The following is a 16,731-nucleotide window of genomic DNA, read 5'->3' on the forward strand; positions in this document are numbered from 1 at the left end:
CAGGACTTTCTAACGGTCAGTGTCCGATAGCTTGGCCTTGTTGACCAGCCCCACCGGATCGGGGCTCCCCATGTCGAACGGATGATCCGAGCCCATCATGACGCGGTCAACGCCCGGTCCGAACCAGATTGTCGACCAGCTCGGACGAGAACACGCAGGTATCGAACCAGAGGCCTTCAGATCGGTCGACGGCGCACCTCTCGTGAGCCCGCGCACGTCCGGGACGCGCGTATCGATCTGGAAGCCGCGCGAGCCGAGCTGCTCGACCGCATGACCCCCTCCCCCACCGCCCGCGCGGGAAACCACATCGGCGCGAGGCATCGAAATCGTCGTGATGGCGCAGCGTCTTAACCCATCGTTCACCCAAGTTCGTAACGGGGTGTTGGCGGTCCCCCCGGTACAAAAACCCGCATGGGGCAAAACGACGCAAAGTCGGGGGAGCGGTCTGATGGCGCTGGCAGTGTTGCCGGCTACGCCGCACTGCGCCGTTTCCGGTTCCAAGGCGGGCCGATCCAAGGCCTGATCCTGTGCGGTTGCCTGCTGATTACTGCCATCGCCATCGGCACGGCCTACATCACCGTCCATTTCAGAGACCGCGCCATCGAGAGCAAGAAGCGCGAACTGGAAAACACGGTTCTGCTGGTGGCACGACACTTCGACCAGCAGTTCGGGGATCTGCAAGGCGTCCAGAACGACATCATCACCTATATGAAGTCCGCCAACATCCAGAACAGCGCCGCCTACCAGCATCTGATGTCAGGGATCGACGTCCATCGCATGCTGCGCACCAAGCTCAGCAGCCTGCCCTATGTCGGCGGCATCAACCTGTTCGATTCCGAAGGCAAGTTGCTCAACTCGTCGGAAACCTGGCCCGTGCCGGCCATCGACATCGCCGACCGTCGGCATTTCCAAATGCTGCAGGCCGACAACGGGCCCGCGGTCGTATTGGCCGAACCCGTCATCAGCAGGGTGACCGGTGCATGGACCGCCGTGTTTTCGCGCAAGCTGGTCGGGCGCCATGGCGAATTCATGGGCATCATCGGCCGCGGCGTCGAGCCCGTTCACTTCGAGAGCTTCTTCGCATCCCTCGCGCTCGAAAAAGGCGCCAAGATCTTCATGATCCACCGCAACGGCACCGTGCTTGCTCGCTATCCGCAGAACGAGACCGTGATCGGCCAAAACCTCAGTAGCAGCTCGGTCTTCAAGGACCTCTGGTCGTCGGGCGGGACCTCGACGGGGCGCTATATCAGCCCCATCGACGAGGAAGACGAATTGGGCTCCGCGAGGCGCCTCGCGGAAGCTCCCGTGATGATCGTCGCAACCGCCAGCATGGCTGCGGCGTTACATGACTGGCGCGAGCAGACCAAGTATCAAATTATCGGCGCAATGCTTGCCACGCTGGTGATCCTGGCGACGCTGTTCCTGATCGTCCGGCAATTGAACCGCCAGCACCGCTCGGCCGAACGGATGCTGGCGCAAAAATCGACGCATCTCGATACCGCAATCAACAATATGACGCAGGGCCTGCTGTTGTTCGATGCCCATGGCCGGCTGGTCGTCTGCAATCAGCGCTTCATCGACATGTTCGGGCTATCCGACAAGATTGTGAAGCCAGGCTGCTATTTCCGCGATCTCATCCAGCACCGCAAGGACACCGGAACCTTCATCGGCGATGTCGATGACTACTGCACGCGGTTCCTGCGAAGCATTGCGGAAGGCCTTGGTCACGATACACTGCTGACCACGCCTGACGGACGCTCGATCCAGGTTCTGGTTCAGAAATCAGAGGACGGCGGCTGGGCTTCTACGCTGGAAGACATCACGGAGCGCAAGCACTCGGAAGAGCGCATCGCGCATCTCGCGCACTATGATGCGCTGACCGACCTCCCCAATCGTGTGATGTTCCGCGAGCGGCTCGAAGCGGAAATCGCAACGATCCAGGACGGCGCGCGATTTGCGATTCTCTATATCGATATCGATGAGTTCAAGAGCATTAACGACACGCTTGGCCACGCTATCGGCGACGAGCTGCTGAAAGTCGTGGCGATGCGCCTGCGCAGCTGTATCGGCAATGCGGGCTTTGTCGCGCGGCTCGGCGGCGACGAATTCGCCATCGTGCACACCGGAATCGCTCGCCGCAGCGACGTCACCAGCCTTGTCGTGCCACTCCAAGAGGCAATCCGCCAACCCTATGATTGCCTCGGCCACCAGATCACCACCGACGCTAGTATCGGGATCGCCGTGGCTCCCGATGACGGTTCCGATCTCGACGAATTGCTGAGACACGCGGACCTTGCGATGTATGGCGCCAAGGCCGCTGGGCGCCGTACCTTTCGCTTCTTCGAGCCTGCCATGGATGAAGACGCAAGGGCGCGGCGCGCGCTGGAGCAGGATCTGCGCAAGGCGCTCGCGGAAGGTGGACTCGAGGTTCACTATCAACCCGTCGTCGATATCGCCAGCAACGAGATCAGCGGCTGTGAAGCCCTCTTGCGCTGGCGGCATCCGGTACATGGCATGATTTCGCCGGCGGAGTTCATTCCGATCGCCGAAGAAACCGGCTTGATTGTCGAACTCGGCGACTGGGTACTCCGAACGGCGTGCATGGAAGCCGCCTCATGGCCCATTCCGATCAAGCTCGCGGTCAACGTCTCACCAGTTCAGTTCACGTCGCAGACCTTGGCTCTCAACGTTGCCCGGGCGCTCGTGGCGGCGAACTTGCCCGCTCACCGGCTTGAGCTTGAAATCACGGAAACAGTGCTGATTCGCGACGACGAGACTGCACTTGCCATCCTCCATCAGCTTCGCAGCATCGGCGGCGTGCGCATCGCGCTCGATGATTTCGGCACCGGCTATTCGTCCCTCAGCTATCTGCAGCGCTTCCCGTTCGACAAGGTCAAGATCGACCGTAGCTTCATCCGGGATATCATGGCCCCGGACGGATCGTCGTCTATCGTGCAGGCGGTCGTGACCATCGCTGCTGCACGCAACATGATGACCACCGCGGAAGGCGTCGAGACGGCCGATCAACTCGACGCGCTACGTGTGCTCGGCTGTACCCAGATGCAGGGCTTTCTGTTCAGCGCCGCCAAGCCGTCGCACCAGATCCGGGCGATGCTTCAGCACCGTGAGGCCGCCGTCGCCTGACGCCGGCCTGAAATCCTCGCGAAACGGGTTATTTCAGAGAAAACAGAAAGCTGGCGATCCCGGCATGACTCGAACATGCGACCTACGGTTTAGGAAACCGTCGCTCTATCCGGCTGAGCTACGGGACCGCGATCCCGGTCAGGAGCACCGGGCATGGACAGTTCCATATCAGAGCCGTTTGATCATCGCTACCCATTGATAGCTCAAACAGGACGGGTCCGGAACTGACGTCACATTCCTTTGACAGGCCGGTACATCTATTGCGGAACGCCTCGTACCGCCCGTCGTTGGCTGGCTGTCACCCTAACGATGGAGAATCCCACATGACAAAGATGAGACTTCTTGCCGCTGCTGCCGTGGTCTCTGGCTTGATGGCCACGCCGGTGATGGCAAAGGATCCGATGAATCGCCGGACACAGGCCACGCAGGAATATCGAGCCGAAACGGCCAATAACGGCTATCGTGATTCGGGCTTCTGGCCGGGTGACGTAGCGGCAGGCGTGGTGGGCGGTGCCGTGGGTGCGGCCGTGGGCACGGCCGGGGCCATCGCAACTGCGCCGTTCCGGAACAGCTACAATTCCTATGACGGCTACAATGGCGTCCAGCGCGATTCCTATGCCAAGCGCATGGGTTTCGTTTGTCAGCCGGGAACCTGGTTCCGCGGCGAGGATGGTCGACGGCACATCTGCCAGTAATATAACGGACATCTGAGAAAGGGGCGGCCCAGACGGACCGCTCCTTTTCCGTGCCTGTTGTCCGATAGAGTCGCAGGCCCGCCAAACGAAACCGCACCACCACTACTGTCGGACGCAGCTCATCGTGAACTACGTGTGGTCCCGTGTAGGTGATCGCGCGCCGTAGCGACGCGACGCGAAACTACTGTCGAGAACAGTTCAAAATACTGAGGTCATCAATTTCGGTGATATGAGAGCAGCAAGAGATCTCTGCCTGAAAGTACTTCCACATCAGCGCGGTATCGCGAAATGGCGCACTGACCACATGACCGTACTGATGCGGTCATGCTGCACTTGCTCCAAAAGCGGGGAGAAGTAACACATCCGAGGTTGAAAAACGGCCCACAAATGGCGAGAATTTGGCTTGTTACCAACATCGGAACCCAAGTGGCTCATTCGTCCGCATACAAGTCGCTCACATTTGCTCTACTGACGACCGCATCACTCGCCGGTCTCGCGCTGATGTCTTCGCCTGCTCTTGCGCAATGGTGGACTGCCGCACCTGCGGACTATGAAGATTGCGCCGAGCGTATCGAGAAATCGACGGTTTCGAAAGACGCCAAGGCTGCGGCGCTATCGGATTGCGAAAGCAAGTTCGCCGGACGGCGCAAGCGCGGTGGCGGCTATACGTATCACGACTTCATGCAGAACCGCAGCTTCGATATCGCTGGTCCGAACCCAACCACGGCCGAGCAGAAGGCGATCGACGAGCAGTACAAGACCTATCTGGACAATCAGCGTCGCAGCGTCATCGTCGCGGCCTTCGCTGAGAAACAGCGCGAGGTGCAAACCCAGGCCGCGCTCGAAACAGACTTTCGACGGACCACGGAACCCCCAAGCGACGTGAAGCCAGTCGTGTTACCTCGGCCTCGGCCCAAGGTGCGTGCCAAGGAGCCGGACTGCGCGATCGAGCCGCTTACATGCGGATGGTCCAAATTGTCATCGGGGTTGAAAGACATCAAGGACGCGCTCTTCGGCACGCCCGCGCCGACCAAGACCAAGCGCACCTGAACCATAACAACCCGCCAGGTATCAATCCGTGATGACCATCGCCCAGAACATCCGGTAGGGCGACTTGGGATTGGTCACGTAAGCAACGCCGACCTTGCGTGCGCCGGGCATAAGCAGGTTCTCGCGATGACCTGGACTCTCTTCCCACTGCTTCAACGTTTCGGGAAATGTCAGGAAGCCCGCCGCGATGTTTTCAGCTGCTTTGGATTTGCGGAGCTTCCCCACACGTGCGGAGAAAACACCGCCGACCTCGTGGCTGACCTTGCCACTGGATGACATTGCCTGCGCCTGAGCAAGCGCGACTGCATTCAGCTTGCTGTCCAGCGTGACGGAGGAGAGTTTGTGCGCACGGCGAAAGGCACTGATCTGGCTCGCATAATCCGCCGCTCTCGCCTCGACCATGGTTACCGCGATCAACGCGCCACACAGCACAAACGACCTCACGGGGCGGTAGTTCATGACAATCCCTTCACGGATCAGATTCAACGACCATACAGACGACGTTGCGCAGGAGGTCGCGACAGCGGCTTGCGGGCACGGGCACGCGCCTGCACTTCAACGGCACGCCGTTGCTCGGCGAGCCGGGCATCATATCCCGGCGACGGGGTGACCGTCGGAGGGATCGCAAATGCAGGTGCGATGGCACCGATGCTTGAAATAGCCATGGCCACAGCGCTAGTGGCGAAGGATTTTCGCTTCAATATCCTCAAAAGCAGGGGTCGCATTGATCGCTCCACCCAGGAAAACGGCCCGAAGCGCTCACGCGCTTCAGGCCGGCTTCGGTCGTGACAGAAGCTTACTTCTTGGCCTTCTTGGCCTTCGCGGTCTTGGTCACCTTGGCGGCCTTTGTGGCAACCTTCTTCGCCTTGCGGCGGCGATGACCGAGCGGAATGCCGAGCTTGATGGCTTTCTGACGCAGCGAACCACCGGTGCGCTTCATCTCCTTGGAAATCTTCTCGAGCGGTGTCTGGGCCTTTGAATGCGCCTTCAGGATCTTCACGTCTTCCTTGGTGTACTCGCGACGGACGAGTTTCTTTTTCGCTTTCTTGGCCATTGTAGCTCCGATTGTTAGTTGAATAATTCGATCAGCACACGCTTTGCCGATGATATGAAAGGATCAAACGCCCGGCCCAGCGCGCGAAACGCGAACCACCGTCAATCACGCGGCGTTCTATACTAAAGATGTGGCGAATGACATAGCCCCAGATGTCACATCATGATGTTCAGTATTGAACTAGCCGTACTCCTGCGAGCCTTCTTCACGACGCGAGCTGCTCCTCGTCTGCGAATAATGGGCTAAAAGACTCTTTACATCTCATTTACTGAGAATTCACCGGCACGCATCGGCGATTGATATTTAACGAATAATCATCGGCTGGATGCGAATACAACGGATAATGGTACCATCGCATTGACTGGCATGCGCAATTGGAGCATTCGGATAGTTGAGTCCACCGATAGCAGCCGAAACGAATAGTAACATTCTCGTAATGATAGCGCCGAGGCCGGTCCAGCACTCCCTTCGGCCCCATCAATGTCGTGCTAACTGCGAATCTGATCCGGCGTGAGTGCGGGCGATCCCCTGCCTGACGTCTCTGCGTGCTTGATCAATGTCATCACGCGCAGCGATAGTGGAGCCGTGATCTGATATTGCTCCGCCAGCTCAACGATGACACCCTGCAAATAGTCAATCTCGGTACGGCGATCGCGCTGCAGATCCTCCCACATGGACGAGCGCGCATTTGCGTCGATCTTCATGGTCCGCCCGAGCAGCATATTGAACAGGCTGTCGGGCAGCCGCAGCAAATGCGGCGTTAGCCACGCGGGGATCGGCGTCGCCGAGACGGGCTTGATACCGGCCACTTTCAGAACCGCAAGGCCTTCCGCCATTTGATCGGCGAATAACGAGCGCCACGCGCGCTGTGCCAGCTGCAACCGCAGCGGTGTATCCGACAGCGCATTGAGCGCATTGTTCAAATTGACCAGCAGCTTACCCCACTGGACGCCGACGATATCGTCGCTCGCCAGGACGGCAAGATGCGGTACGGATAGTGCCGAAGCAGTATCGGCCCCATCGCGTTCGACTACGATGTTTCCAGACGTTGCGCGGTGAACATGACCATCGCCCTTTGCGATGACATTAAATGGCACCATTCCGCCGAGGATGCGGCGCCCGGGCAGAGCTGCGCGGAGAACGCCAACATTGCCGACGCCATTCTGCAGGCTGACGACGATGGCGTCTTTCGCAGCATGATCCGCGATCAGCCTCGCCATCTCCGCCGTATCGCCGCTCTTGACCGCGACTAGAATAATCTTCGCCTCATTCATGAGGGCGGGGTCATCCGACAGTCGCAGCTGACCGGGGGCAAGACATCGATCGAGGCCCTCGAAGCTCGTCAGCCTCAGACCGTGCATCTCGATACTGTCCACGATGCGCCGCCGCGCTAGTATGGCAACGTCGTGGCCGGCTGCCGCCAGGACGCCGGCCACGAAACAGCCGATACTGCCGCCACCAGCGATACAAATGGGTCGCGCTTCGATCACTTCATCTCCCGTTCATCCGGCATCCATTACTAGCAAAATGCCGCAGCGCTGCCTATCGGCGGAACCGACGCGCCTTGTAGACGTCATACCGCGCAGCTATGCTTTCGCCGGGCTGGCAGAACAGGAGACGATCATGGGTTTACTCGACATTCTGAACGGCATGGCCAACGGGCCGCGTGGCCCCAGCGATCCCAACGACAAAAGCGGCGGCATGTCGCCGATGACGATGGCGATCCTCGCGCTGCTTGCCTACAAGGGCTACAAACATCTCACCGGCAATCAGCCGGCGACGGAAGGACAGCCGCAACAGGTCCCCGCGCCGAATACGACCCAGGCCAGTGTGCCGGAAAGCGGCGGCCTCGGCGGGATGCTGGGAAGCCTGCTCGGCGGCAATACAGGCGCCAGTGCGGGCGGCGGCTTGGGCGATCTCCTGAAGGGACCGCTTGGCGGATTGCTGGCGGGTGGCGCAGCTGGCAGCGTTCTCAGTGGCGGCCTCGGCGACCTGCTCAAGCAATTCCAGCAGAACGGCCACGGTGACACGGCGGCTTCCTGGGTCGGCCCAGGCCCGAACAAGCAGATTTCGCCAAACGACCTTGGCTCCGCGCTTGGCGCGGATCAGATCAGCCAGCTGATATCAAGCACCGGCATGTCCCGTGAACAGCTTCTCGCCGAGCTGAGCAATGCCCTGCCCGATGCCGTCAATGAGTTCACGCCGCATGGCCGCCTGCCGACGGCAGACGAGGCAAAATCGCATCTGGGCTAGGGCACATTTAATAAAAGAGGGGACGTTGCCATGTTGTGGATCATTTTCGTCGGCCTGGTCGCCGGTATTATTGCGCGCATCCTGTCGCCGGGACCCAACAATCCGAGCGGCTTCATCCTGACCATTGTGCTCGGCGTCGCCGGCGCGTTTCTGGCGACCTTCGTGGGTCAGGCGATCGGTCACTATGGCCCGAACCAGGGGGCAGGCTTCATCACCGCCACCATCGGCGCACTCGTGGTGCTTTTTATCTGGAACAGACTTGTTGCCCGCAGGGTGATTTCCGATCCGGGCTCACGATAAGCCGGCTGAAAAATATGAGCCTCGGTTCCTGACCGAGGCTCATTGGCCTTCTTCGTATGGTTTTCAGCGCGTCGATTGCAGATGCATGCCTGCATCCATCCGCACCAGTTCGCCCGTCATGTTGCTTGAGGGAGAAGTGGCGAGGAAACAGATGAGCCCCGCGATATCGTCAGCTGTCGAGGCGACCCGCAGCGGCACTTTCGCAATCACCGCCTCGCGCACCTTCGTTGCCGCTTCCGCACCACGTCCTTTGGTAAACCATGGCGTGTCGATATAGCCCGGACACACCGTGTTGACGCGGATCAGCGGTGCCAGCGCACGCGCCAGCGAGAGCGTGATGGAATTCAACGCACCTTTGCTGGCCGCATAAGCCACCGATGATCCGGCACCGGTGAGGCCGGCCATGGACGACACGTTGACAACGGCAGAGGACTGACCCGATGCCCGAGCGCCGGCTTCCAGCAGGGATCGCGCAGCGCGCACCATCTGATATGGGCCGATGGTGTTGATCGAATAAATCCACTGAAAATCTTCAGCCGAGAGACCGTCGAGATCGTGGTGCGGAACGTGCTTGGTCACGCCGGCATTGTTGATCAGCGCATCGATGCGCCCCCAAGGCGCCGCAGCGGCAACGATCTTCTTGCAATCGTCGTCCTTGGACACGTCGCCTTGAACCACGATGACTTCGGTTGCACCAGCATCGCGACACAGCTCGGCGGTGGCTTCGGCCTCCTTCTGACTCGACGAATAGTTGATGACAATACGGGCGCCGTCCTTGGCGAGAATGGCCGCAGTCGCAGCACCGAGCCCCGATGCCGCCCCCGTAATCACGACGCGCAAACCATCACTTGCCATCTGCATTTCCTCTGTTTTCGTATCGAACCTTGATGCGATCTACCATAGTGCGATCGAGCTGGCATACAACGCAGGGCAAGTTCGCTTCGCGGAATTAAATTGCGCTGCAACAGGCGCATATCATGCCGCCACTGCAGGTGCCTCTGCGGCCAGCCCGCTTGTCTTTGCACCGCCTTTTCCCCATCATGAATCATAAGAAAAGTGGCAGCACCCCATGCCCGGCATTCCCTGCCGAATGAGATGCGCTAGCAAACGGGGAACGCCTTGACGGACGCTGACAATATCGTTGCGGAAACTGCGGAACGCATTTTCGCCGATCTCGCTGATGGGCAGACCATCAATCACGACAAGCAAGGTAACTGGAAGGCGCCGCTCTGGCAGGCACTGACCGATGCTGGCCTGCCGCTATCCTGGGTGCCTGAGGAGTGCGACGGCTCCGGCACCAGCATGGCCGAAGGTTTCAGCGTCCTCAGCGTCGCCGGCCGCGCCGGCGTTGCGGTGCCACTCGCCGAGACCATGCTGGCGGGCTGGCTGCTCGCGCAGGCCCAGATCAAATCACCGGAAGGCATGATGACCGTGGCGCCGGCAAGCCCGCGCGATCGCCTCACGCTGAATACGCACGGCACCATCAGCGGCCGCGCGCGTGGCGTGCCGTTTGCCAAGGACGCCAGGCATATCGCCGTCGTCACTTCCGGCATCGGCGGTGCATCGATCGCATTGGTCGAGACAAGCGCCTGCCGGATCGATAACGGTCTGAGCCTCGCGGACGATCCCTCCGACACAGTGAGCTTCGACAACGTGAAGCCGGTCGCGATCAAATCTGCACCATCGGGCTTCGATCAGAACTCGCTGTTGCTGATGGGTGCCCTCGTGCGCAGCCAGCAAATTGCCGGTGCATTGGAAACAATGCTCGGCATCGGCGTGAACTATTCCGGCGAGCGCGTGGCGTTCGAGAAGAAAATTTCGAAATTCCAGGCGGTACAGCACAATCTGGCGAAGCTCGCGGGCGAGACCTCGGCAGCCCTCGCCGCTGCCAGCTCCGCGGCTGACGCCTTCTCCAGCGGCGCTCCCCTCGATGATGCACTCTTCCTGGAGGCCGCCGCTGCAAAGATCCGTTGCTCCGAGGCCGCAGAGAAAGGTGCCGCCATCGCGCATCAGGTTCTTGGTGCCATCGGCTTCACGCAAGAACACATCCTGCATCGCTACACGCTGCGCGCGTTGGCATGGCGGGATGATTTCGGCAGCGAAAGCTACTGGGCGGTCGAACTCGGCAAGCTGGTCGCCGCACGCGGCGCCGACGAGCTGTGGCCCCTCGTCGCTTCGCGCTGATCGAACACAAGAAACGAGATCTTTCACATGACTGCAGCCCTTCGTTTCGATCCGATCCGCCTGCCGCCCGAATGCGAGCAGTTGCGCAAGGAAGTTCGCGCGTTCCTCGCCGAGGAGATTGCCGCTGGCACCTTCGATCCGCACAAGCCTCAGCGCGAGGACTCGGACAATCCCGAATTCAGCAAACGCGTTGGTGAGCGCGGCTGGCTCGGCATGACCTGGCCCAAGAAATACGGCGGCCACGAGCGCTCGTTCCTTGAACGCTACGTCGTCACCGAGGAAATGCGCGTAGCCAATGCGCCGGTGCGCCGCTTTTTCGTCGCCGACCGCCAGAGCGGCCCGGTGCTGCTGAAATACGCGCCCGAGCACATCAAGATGGACATCCTGCCGCGCATCTGCCGTGGCGAGGTCTGTTTCTCCATCGGCATGAGCGAGCCAAATTCCGGCTCCGACCTGTTTGCCGCCAAGACCAAGGCCACCAAGACCGACGGCGGCTGGCTGATCAACGGCAGCAAGATCTGGACGACCTCAGCCCATATGGCCGACTACATGATCGCGATCTTCCGCACGTCTCCGCCGACCAAGGAAAACCGCCGCCATGGCCTGACCCAGTTCCTGGTCAATATGAAGAAGCCGGGGATCACGGTGAACCCGATCGCGCAGATCACCGGCCAGTATGAATTCAACGAAGTCGTCTTCACCGATCACTTCGTGCCCGACGACCACATGCTGGGCGAGATCGACAGCGCGTGGAAACAGGCCACCAGCGAGCTCGCTTACGAGCGGTCCGGCCCCGAACGTTTCCTTGAGACCTATTACGTGCTGACCGAACTGGTCCGCGCCGTTGGCCCGAAGCCTGATACCCGTAGCGCCGAAGGCATCGGCCGTCTCGTCGCGCAACTGCACACCATGCGCCGCATGTCGGTGTCGGTGGCCGGCATGCTGCAGGCCGGCAAGGAGCCCGTGGTGGAGGCCTCCATCGTCAAGGATATCGGCACGATCTGGGAACAACAGCTGCCCCATCGCGTGCGCGAGCTTGCCGCCTTCGTGGACGACACAGCCTCGAACCACGCCACGCTGGACGAGATGCTCGGCTTCGCCATCAAGACGGCGCCAAAACTGACCATTCAGGGCGGTACCACCGAAGTCCTGCGCGGCATCATCGCGCGTGGCCTTGGCCTGCGCTGAGACTCGTCGTTCCGGGGCGCACGTGCATCTTTGCGCGTGAACCTCAGCCATTCCAATTGGAGTAGCAGGGAACCTCGAAATAGTTGAACACACCCAGATTCGGGTTCGCGATCGCCAACTGGCGCTCGCTCCCCGGAATGACGACGAGAACCGAGGAAACAAATGACCACCTACAAAGATATCGGCGTCGAGACCCGGGGCCACATTGCGATCATCGAGATCCGCAAGCCGCCGCTGAACTTCTTCGACATCCTGCTGATCCAGCAGATCGCGAATGCGCTCGACGAGATCGACGCCAATCCCGAGATCCGCGCGACCGTACTGTGCGCGCAGGGCAAGGCGTTCTGCGCCGGCGCCGATTTCAGCGATCCCAACCGCAAGGAAACCGAAGCGGCCGCCAAGAGTGGTGATCCCGCCGACAATCTCGGCTCCATCGGCCACCTCTATATGGAAGCCGTGCGTATCTTCCGCGCCAAGAAGCCGATCATCGCTGCCGTCCATGGCGCTGCCATCGGCGGCGGGCTTGGCCTTGCCGTATCGGCCGATTTTCGCGTCACCTGCCCGGAAGCGCGCTTCGCAGCCAATTTCACCAAGCTCGGCTTCCATCCCGGCTTCGGCCTGACGGTTGCGCTCACCGAAGTGGTCGGCAAGAACAATGCCGAGCTGATGTTCTATACCAGCCGTCGCGTCGGCGGCGAGGAAGCCCTGAAGATGGGTCTCGCCAATGTGCTGGTGCCGCAGGCCGAGGTCCGCGACGCGGCCATCAAGCTTGCGGAAGAAATCGCCGAATGCTCGCCGCTCGGCCTGCTCTCCACCCGCGCCACTATGCGCAATGGTCTGGCCGACCGCGTGGCGAAGGCGACGGAGCACGAACTCGCGGAGCAGACGCGCCTGCGTGCCACTGAAGACTTCAAGGAAGGCGTTGCGGCGACTGCCGAACGCCGGGTGCCGAACTTCAAGGGGCGCTAAGTCCCCGTCGGGTTTGTTTTTCAAACCTCACTGTGAAATGGCCGGGTTCTCCCGGCCATTTTTATTCGACGGGCGCTTTAGTCCTTCCGCACCACCAACGCATCGACGATGGTGGCTCCCTCACCCACGGGATGCACGAGCACGGGATTGAGTTCGATCTCCGCGATCTCGCCCGCGAACTGCGCCGCAAGCTGCGAGATCTGCGCGATCAATTCCGCTGCTGCTGACACGTCGGCCTTCGGCGTCCCGCGAAAGCCATTCAGCAATGGCGCGGCCTTGAGTTCGCCCAGCATGGAGGCGGCCTCATCGGCACTTACCGGTGCCTGACGATAGACCACGTCCTTGAACAATTCCGTCGTCACTCCACCAAGGCCGACCATCACCATTGGTCCGAAAGTCTCGTCCAGCATCGTGCCGACGATGATCTCGATACCTTTCCTGGCCATCGCCGCAACCAGAACGCCCTGGAGCGCGGCTTGCGGTCGATGCTGCCGGACGCTGGCGAGCAGCGCATCGTAAGCGGCGACAGCTTCATTCGTCGTGGCGATGCCCACCCGCACGCCGCCGACCTCGCTCTTGTGCGGAATGTCGCGTGACTGGATTTTCATCACCAGGGGGAAACCGATCTTGGCAATCGCTGCATCGAGCGCCGATCTGTCGGTGACCAGAACCTCGCCTGGCAGCGCGACACCGGCAATCTGCAGCAGCGTCTTGCTGTCGTATTCGGAGAGCGTCGGCGTGGCGAGATGCTCAACCAGATCGTTCGGCGCGATGGTAGCTGTGGCGACCGGCTCAGCCAGCTTGAACCTGGCGTGATCGACAAGTCGCCGCAACGCGACGCTGACATGCGTGAGGCCGGATAACACGACGACGCCGGATTCGGCGAGACCTGTGCGCGCGAAGTTCGACGGCAGCGTGTAGGACCAGAACACCACCGGCTTGTTCTGCGCAGCGATGACGGGCTTCAGCTCCGACGTCTTGAACGGCATCCGCGTCTCGCTCGACAGCGAAATCACCACCAGGATCGCATCGATCTCGTCAGACTTGTCGAGCAGTTCGATGGTCTTCTGCAGCCCACCACTATGCACCGCCTGGGCCGTGATATCGATCGGGTTACACGGCGACCCGTAGGACGGAATCAACCCACGAATCGTCGCCTGAATGCCATCCGACAATTCCGGCACCTTCAGCCCCTGTGCCGAGATTGCATCGGCGCCCCAGATGCCCGCGCCACCGGAGACGGTGACAACAGCGACCCGGTCGCCTTTCGGCAGCGGCGATGTGACCAGCACGGCCGCGATTGCCACCGCTTCGTCGAGATCGTTGGAGACGATGAAGCCATAGCGCGCGAACACCGCGTCATAGGCGGCCGTCCAGCCCGCCATGCTGGCAGTATGCGAGGCTGCTGCGCGCTCACCAGCACCGGAGCGGCCGACCTTGGTCACGATGACCGGTTTGCCGAGTTTTGCCGCCTTGCGCGCCGCGGCTAGAAATTTGTCGACGTCGCGAATGCCCTCGATGAACAGCAGGATTACGTCGGTCGCCGGATCCTGCACCATGTAGTCGAGGAATTCGCCGGCGCCGAGATCGGACTCGTTGCCGGTCGAGATCACGGTGCTCAGAGCAATGCCGAGCGCCTTCGCGCGGTTATAGATCGCAAAGCCGATCCCGCCGGATTGGGCGACGATACCGATACGCTTCGTGGTAGCGACCAGCCGCGGCTGATCGGGCTTCACATCGACGGTCGGGCTGAAGGTCGCGGCAATGCCGGCGATCTGGTTGTAGTACCCCTCCGCATTCGGTCCGGAGATCCGCATTCCCGTACGCTTCGCCAGCGCCGCAATGGCATCCTGCATTGCGATCGAGTCGCCCCCCTCCTCGGCAAAGCCTGAGGAGATGATGATCGCATGCTTGACGCCGAGCTTGGCACACTCCTCCAGTGCGCCGAGCACGACACGCGCGGGAATGATCACGATGGCGAGATCGATCGGCCGCCCGATTGCTGCGATGGTCGGATAACACGTCAACCCATCGATATCCGGATAGTTCGGATTGACTGGATAGATCGCGCCGGAGAACTGGTTTTTGCGCAAGAAAGAGAGAAGCAGGCCGGGGATCTTCGTGACATCGCGGGAAGCGCCGATGATGGCGATGCTGGATGGATTGAAGAACGAGTCCAGCGGATGCGGACGTGTCACAGTCATGGCGTTTCCCGTTTATTGTTGTTGCCATAGCGTTTTCGAGCGAAGTGGATACCGGCTCGTTTGAAGGAAACGCGTCAGAACAAGAAGGGATCGTGCGGCGATTACCGCCCTCACGCAACGACGCGAAACGTGACCCCGGCCAGCAGAAATGCATCGCCAGCGCACGGACAGCCCCGCTCCCGCGCACTGCCGAGCACCTGCGCGACATCGTTGACCCGAAATGTGAGCCCGGTCATCGCCTCGGTCTTGCCCTTGGCGAAGCGCAAACAGCCGTTGGTGAAAGCGATCTGCGGATCGTCATTCCTCGCCGAGGTCAGCGGCACGCCGATGATATTGCTCCAGTGCTGCGCCAGATCGTAATGGTCGGGACTCTGCAGTTCGACTTCGGTGAGCGCGCGCGTGATATCGTGGCGGATCGCCTCCTGCCAGTCCGGACCGGCCGGCGGATACGGCCCGAAATCGTCGTCGCTGTCTTGAGTATGATTGAACTCGATGAAGGCAGCGCGGCAATCACGTGGATGCAATTGCACGCCGTGATAGGGCGGATGATCGATCACATTGGCGGTGCGCACGCCGATGCTGGCGGCGAAGCGCCCGCGCTCGTCAGGATCCTCGCAGGACAGGATCACCATATAGCCGCCGCGGCCGCCTGATTTCTCCATGAACCGTCCGGCCGCCGTGCCCGGCCGGGTCGGCGCTACCACTTCGAGCAACGTCGCCTCAACCGGCATCAGCGCATTTTCGAGGCCATATTTGCCGACATGGGGGTCGCGGTAGCAAATATCGAGGCCAAGAATGGCCGCGATATCGCTCACCACTGGCTCCAGATGCGGAGCGACCAGACAAACTTGCCGCAACCGCATCTGGCTCATGATCATTGCCCTCTGAAAACCGGCTTGCGCTTCTCGACGAAGGCCTTGGCGGCCTCCTTGTGATCGTCGGTATCGCCGCAGCGGGTATGATGGATCGCCTCGTTGTCGAAACAGGCTTCCAGCGTCATCGTCTCGGCATTGTTGATATTGGTCTTGATATAGCCGTAGGTGATGCTCGGACCCTGCGCGAGCGACACCGCCAGGTCGCGCGCCGCTGTCTCCACCTCGGCATCATCGACGACCTTCGTCACCATGCCGAGCGCCAGCGCCTCCTGCGCACTCAGCACCGGCGACATCAGATAGAGCTCGCGCGCCTTGGCGCTGCCAAGCATCTGCGTGAGGAAGTAGGTGCCGCCATAATCACCGGAGAAGCCGACCTTGGCGAAAGCCGTGGTGAGTTTCACCGATTTGCTGGCGACACGGAGATCGCAGGACAGCGCGATCGAAAGACCGGCGCCTGCGGCCGCACCATCGAGCTGTGCAACCACCGGTTTCGGCATCTGGTGCAGAATGCGCGACACTTCCATGCCGCGGCGGAGATTGGCCCGCTTCGCCTCGAACGGCAGCGGTGCACGGCCGGCGGCCATCGACTTAACGTCGCCGCCGACACAGAAGGTGCCGCCCGCGCCCTTGATGAGCACGGCACGGACATCGTGATCTTCCTGCGCGCGGCGGGCCGCCGCGACCAGACCCTGTGTCATCTCCGGATTCAGCGCATTGCGCCGATCCGGACGATTCATGGTGATGGTTAGAAGACCGTTGTCGAGGTCCTGCAGGACGATGTCGCTCACGATTGCGCTCCTTGTTGTTGTTCTTGA

General features: G+C 61.0%; 16 protein-coding genes and 1 tRNA gene. 8 read left to right on the forward strand and 9 right to left on the reverse strand.

Annotated features, from left to right (window positions below):
* Positions 1-9: 9 nt before the first annotated feature.
* Entirely contained in the window at positions 10-321 is a 312-nt protein-coding gene (locus ACEK02_RS18325; RefSeq protein ID WP_371423003.1) for a hypothetical protein, read from the reverse strand.
* Positions 322-411: 90 nt separating this feature from the next.
* On the opposite strand from ACEK02_RS18325, the gene ACEK02_RS18330 reads away from it, so the two are divergent.
* On the forward strand, positions 412-3,144 hold the full coding sequence (locus ACEK02_RS18330) for an EAL domain-containing protein (RefSeq protein ID WP_371423004.1): 2,733 nt from the start codon (positions 412-414) through the stop codon (positions 3,142-3,144).
* A 51-nt stretch (positions 3,145-3,195) separates the two neighbouring features.
* Here ACEK02_RS18330 and ACEK02_RS18335 read toward each other — a convergent pair.
* Positions 3,196-3,272: transfer RNA gene (locus ACEK02_RS18335), tRNA-Arg, on the reverse strand.
* A 195-nt stretch (positions 3,273-3,467) separates the two neighbouring features.
* On the opposite strand from ACEK02_RS18335, the gene ACEK02_RS18340 reads away from it, so the two are divergent.
* Together ACEK02_RS18340 and ACEK02_RS18345 are read left to right on the forward strand one after the other, a co-directional pair.
* Positions 3,468-3,839, forward strand: coding sequence for a hypothetical protein (locus ACEK02_RS18340; RefSeq protein ID WP_371423005.1), 372 nt, complete (start codon positions 3,468-3,470; stop codon positions 3,837-3,839).
* A gap of 324 nt (positions 3,840-4,163) precedes the next feature.
* Complete coding sequence (locus ACEK02_RS18345; protein WP_371423006.1) at positions 4,164-4,889, forward strand: hypothetical protein; 726 nt, start codon at positions 4,164-4,166, stop codon at positions 4,887-4,889.
* 21 nt (positions 4,890-4,910) lie between these two features.
* Here the strand turns inward: ACEK02_RS18345 and ACEK02_RS18350 are convergent, their stop codons facing one another.
* The 3 genes from ACEK02_RS18350 to ACEK02_RS18360 form a co-directional block, all read right to left on the reverse strand.
* Positions 4,911-5,375, reverse strand: coding sequence for a CAP domain-containing protein (locus tag ACEK02_RS18350; protein ID WP_371423007.1), 465 nt, complete (start codon positions 5,373-5,375; stop codon positions 4,911-4,913).
* Between the two features lie 310 nt (positions 5,376-5,685).
* Positions 5,686-5,943 carry a hypothetical protein gene (locus tag ACEK02_RS18355; RefSeq protein ID WP_246664137.1) on the reverse strand — a complete coding sequence of 86 codons (258 nt, stop codon included), beginning with the start codon at positions 5,941-5,943 and terminating at the stop codon, positions 5,686-5,688.
* A gap of 488 nt (positions 5,944-6,431) precedes the next feature.
* Positions 6,432-7,433, reverse strand: a complete 1,002-nt coding sequence (locus ACEK02_RS18360; RefSeq protein ID WP_371423008.1) for a 2-dehydropantoate 2-reductase — start codon at positions 7,431-7,433, stop codon at positions 6,432-6,434.
* A gap of 133 nt (positions 7,434-7,566) precedes the next feature.
* Here ACEK02_RS18360 and ACEK02_RS18365 point away from each other — a divergent pair, with 133 nt between their 5' ends.
* Positions 7,567-8,196 (forward strand): YidB family protein, encoded by a 630-nt coding sequence (locus tag ACEK02_RS18365; RefSeq protein ID WP_371423009.1) that lies wholly within the window; start codon positions 7,567-7,569, stop codon positions 8,194-8,196.
* Between the two features lie 30 nt (positions 8,197-8,226).
* Positions 8,227-8,496 carry a GlsB/YeaQ/YmgE family stress response membrane protein gene (locus ACEK02_RS18370; protein ID WP_371423010.1) on the forward strand — a complete coding sequence of 90 codons (270 nt, stop codon included), beginning with the start codon at positions 8,227-8,229 and terminating at the stop codon, positions 8,494-8,496.
* A 63-nt stretch (positions 8,497-8,559) separates the two neighbouring features.
* Here ACEK02_RS18370 and ACEK02_RS18375 read toward each other — a convergent pair whose 3' ends face one another.
* Positions 8,560-9,351, reverse strand: a complete 792-nt coding sequence (locus ACEK02_RS18375) for an SDR family NAD(P)-dependent oxidoreductase (RefSeq protein ID WP_371423011.1) — start codon at positions 9,349-9,351, stop codon at positions 8,560-8,562.
* A gap of 264 nt (positions 9,352-9,615) precedes the next feature.
* On the opposite strand from ACEK02_RS18375, the gene ACEK02_RS18380 reads away from it, so the two are divergent.
* The 3 genes from ACEK02_RS18380 (at position 9,616) to ACEK02_RS18390 (ending at position 12,837) form a co-directional block, all read left to right on the forward strand.
* Complete coding sequence (locus ACEK02_RS18380; protein WP_371423012.1) at positions 9,616-10,680, forward strand: acyl-CoA dehydrogenase family protein; 1,065 nt, start codon at positions 9,616-9,618, stop codon at positions 10,678-10,680.
* A 27-nt stretch (positions 10,681-10,707) separates the two neighbouring features.
* The gene (locus ACEK02_RS18385) at positions 10,708-11,868 is read left to right on the forward strand and encodes an acyl-CoA dehydrogenase family protein (RefSeq protein WP_371423013.1); all 1,161 of its coding nucleotides are present in this window, start codon (positions 10,708-10,710) and stop codon (positions 11,866-11,868) included.
* 162 nt (positions 11,869-12,030) lie between these two features.
* Positions 12,031-12,837, forward strand: coding sequence for an enoyl-CoA hydratase/isomerase family protein (locus ACEK02_RS18390; RefSeq protein ID WP_371423014.1), 807 nt, complete (start codon positions 12,031-12,033; stop codon positions 12,835-12,837).
* A gap of 77 nt (positions 12,838-12,914) precedes the next feature.
* Here the strand turns inward: ACEK02_RS18390 and ACEK02_RS18395 are convergent, their stop codons facing one another.
* The 3 genes from ACEK02_RS18395 to ACEK02_RS18405 all read right to left on the reverse strand — a co-directional run bounded on the left by ACEK02_RS18395 (position 12,915) and on the right by ACEK02_RS18405 (position 16,704).
* Entirely contained in the window at positions 12,915-15,041 is a 2,127-nt protein-coding gene (locus ACEK02_RS18395; RefSeq protein WP_371423015.1) for an acetate--CoA ligase family protein, read from the reverse strand.
* 110 nt (positions 15,042-15,151) lie between these two features.
* Entirely contained in the window at positions 15,152-15,913 is a 762-nt protein-coding gene (locus ACEK02_RS18400) for a hypothetical protein (protein ID WP_371423016.1), read from the reverse strand.
* A gap of 2 nt (positions 15,914-15,915) precedes the next feature.
* Positions 15,916-16,704: an enoyl-CoA hydratase gene (locus ACEK02_RS18405; protein WP_371423017.1), complete on the reverse strand. Its 789-nt coding sequence runs from the start codon at positions 16,702-16,704 to the stop codon at positions 15,916-15,918.
* Positions 16,705-16,731 lie beyond the last annotated feature (27 nt).

Origin of the sequence: Tardiphaga sp., assembly GCF_041424195.1 — a bacterium.
Classification (GTDB): domain Bacteria; phylum Pseudomonadota; class Alphaproteobacteria; order Rhizobiales; family Xanthobacteraceae; genus Tardiphaga.

Bases quoted from the DNA above. Each gene is read 5' to 3' on its own strand.
- ACEK02_RS18325 (WP_371423003.1), bottom strand. From the start codon at position 321: ATGCCTCGCGCCGATGTGGTTTCCCGCGCGGGCGGTGGGGGAGGGGGT.
- ACEK02_RS18330 (WP_371423004.1), top strand. From the start codon at position 412: ATGGGGCAAAACGACGCAAAGTCGGGGGAGCGGTCTGATGGCGCTGGC.
- ACEK02_RS18340 (WP_371423005.1), top strand. From the start codon at position 3,468: ATGACAAAGATGAGACTTCTTGCCGCTGCTGCCGTGGTCTCTGGCTTG.
- ACEK02_RS18345 (WP_371423006.1), top strand. From the start codon at position 4,164: ATGCTGCACTTGCTCCAAAAGCGGGGAGAAGTAACACATCCGAGGTTG.
- ACEK02_RS18355 (WP_246664137.1), bottom strand. From the start codon at position 5,943: ATGGCCAAGAAAGCGAAAAAGAAACTCGTCCGTCGCGAGTACACCAAG.
- ACEK02_RS18365 (WP_371423009.1), top strand. From the start codon at position 7,567: ATGGGTTTACTCGACATTCTGAACGGCATGGCCAACGGGCCGCGTGGC.
- ACEK02_RS18370 (WP_371423010.1), top strand. From the start codon at position 8,227: ATGTTGTGGATCATTTTCGTCGGCCTGGTCGCCGGTATTATTGCGCGC.
- ACEK02_RS18375 (WP_371423011.1), bottom strand. From the start codon at position 9,351: ATGGCAAGTGATGGTTTGCGCGTCGTGATTACGGGGGCGGCATCGGGG.
- ACEK02_RS18385 (WP_371423013.1), top strand. From the start codon at position 10,708: ATGACTGCAGCCCTTCGTTTCGATCCGATCCGCCTGCCGCCCGAATGC.
- ACEK02_RS18390 (WP_371423014.1), top strand. From the start codon at position 12,031: ATGACCACCTACAAAGATATCGGCGTCGAGACCCGGGGCCACATTGCG.
- ACEK02_RS18395 (WP_371423015.1), bottom strand. From the start codon at position 15,041: ATGACTGTGACACGTCCGCATCCGCTGGACTCGTTCTTCAATCCATCC.
- ACEK02_RS18400 (WP_371423016.1), bottom strand. From the start codon at position 15,913: ATGAGCCAGATGCGGTTGCGGCAAGTTTGTCTGGTCGCTCCGCATCTG.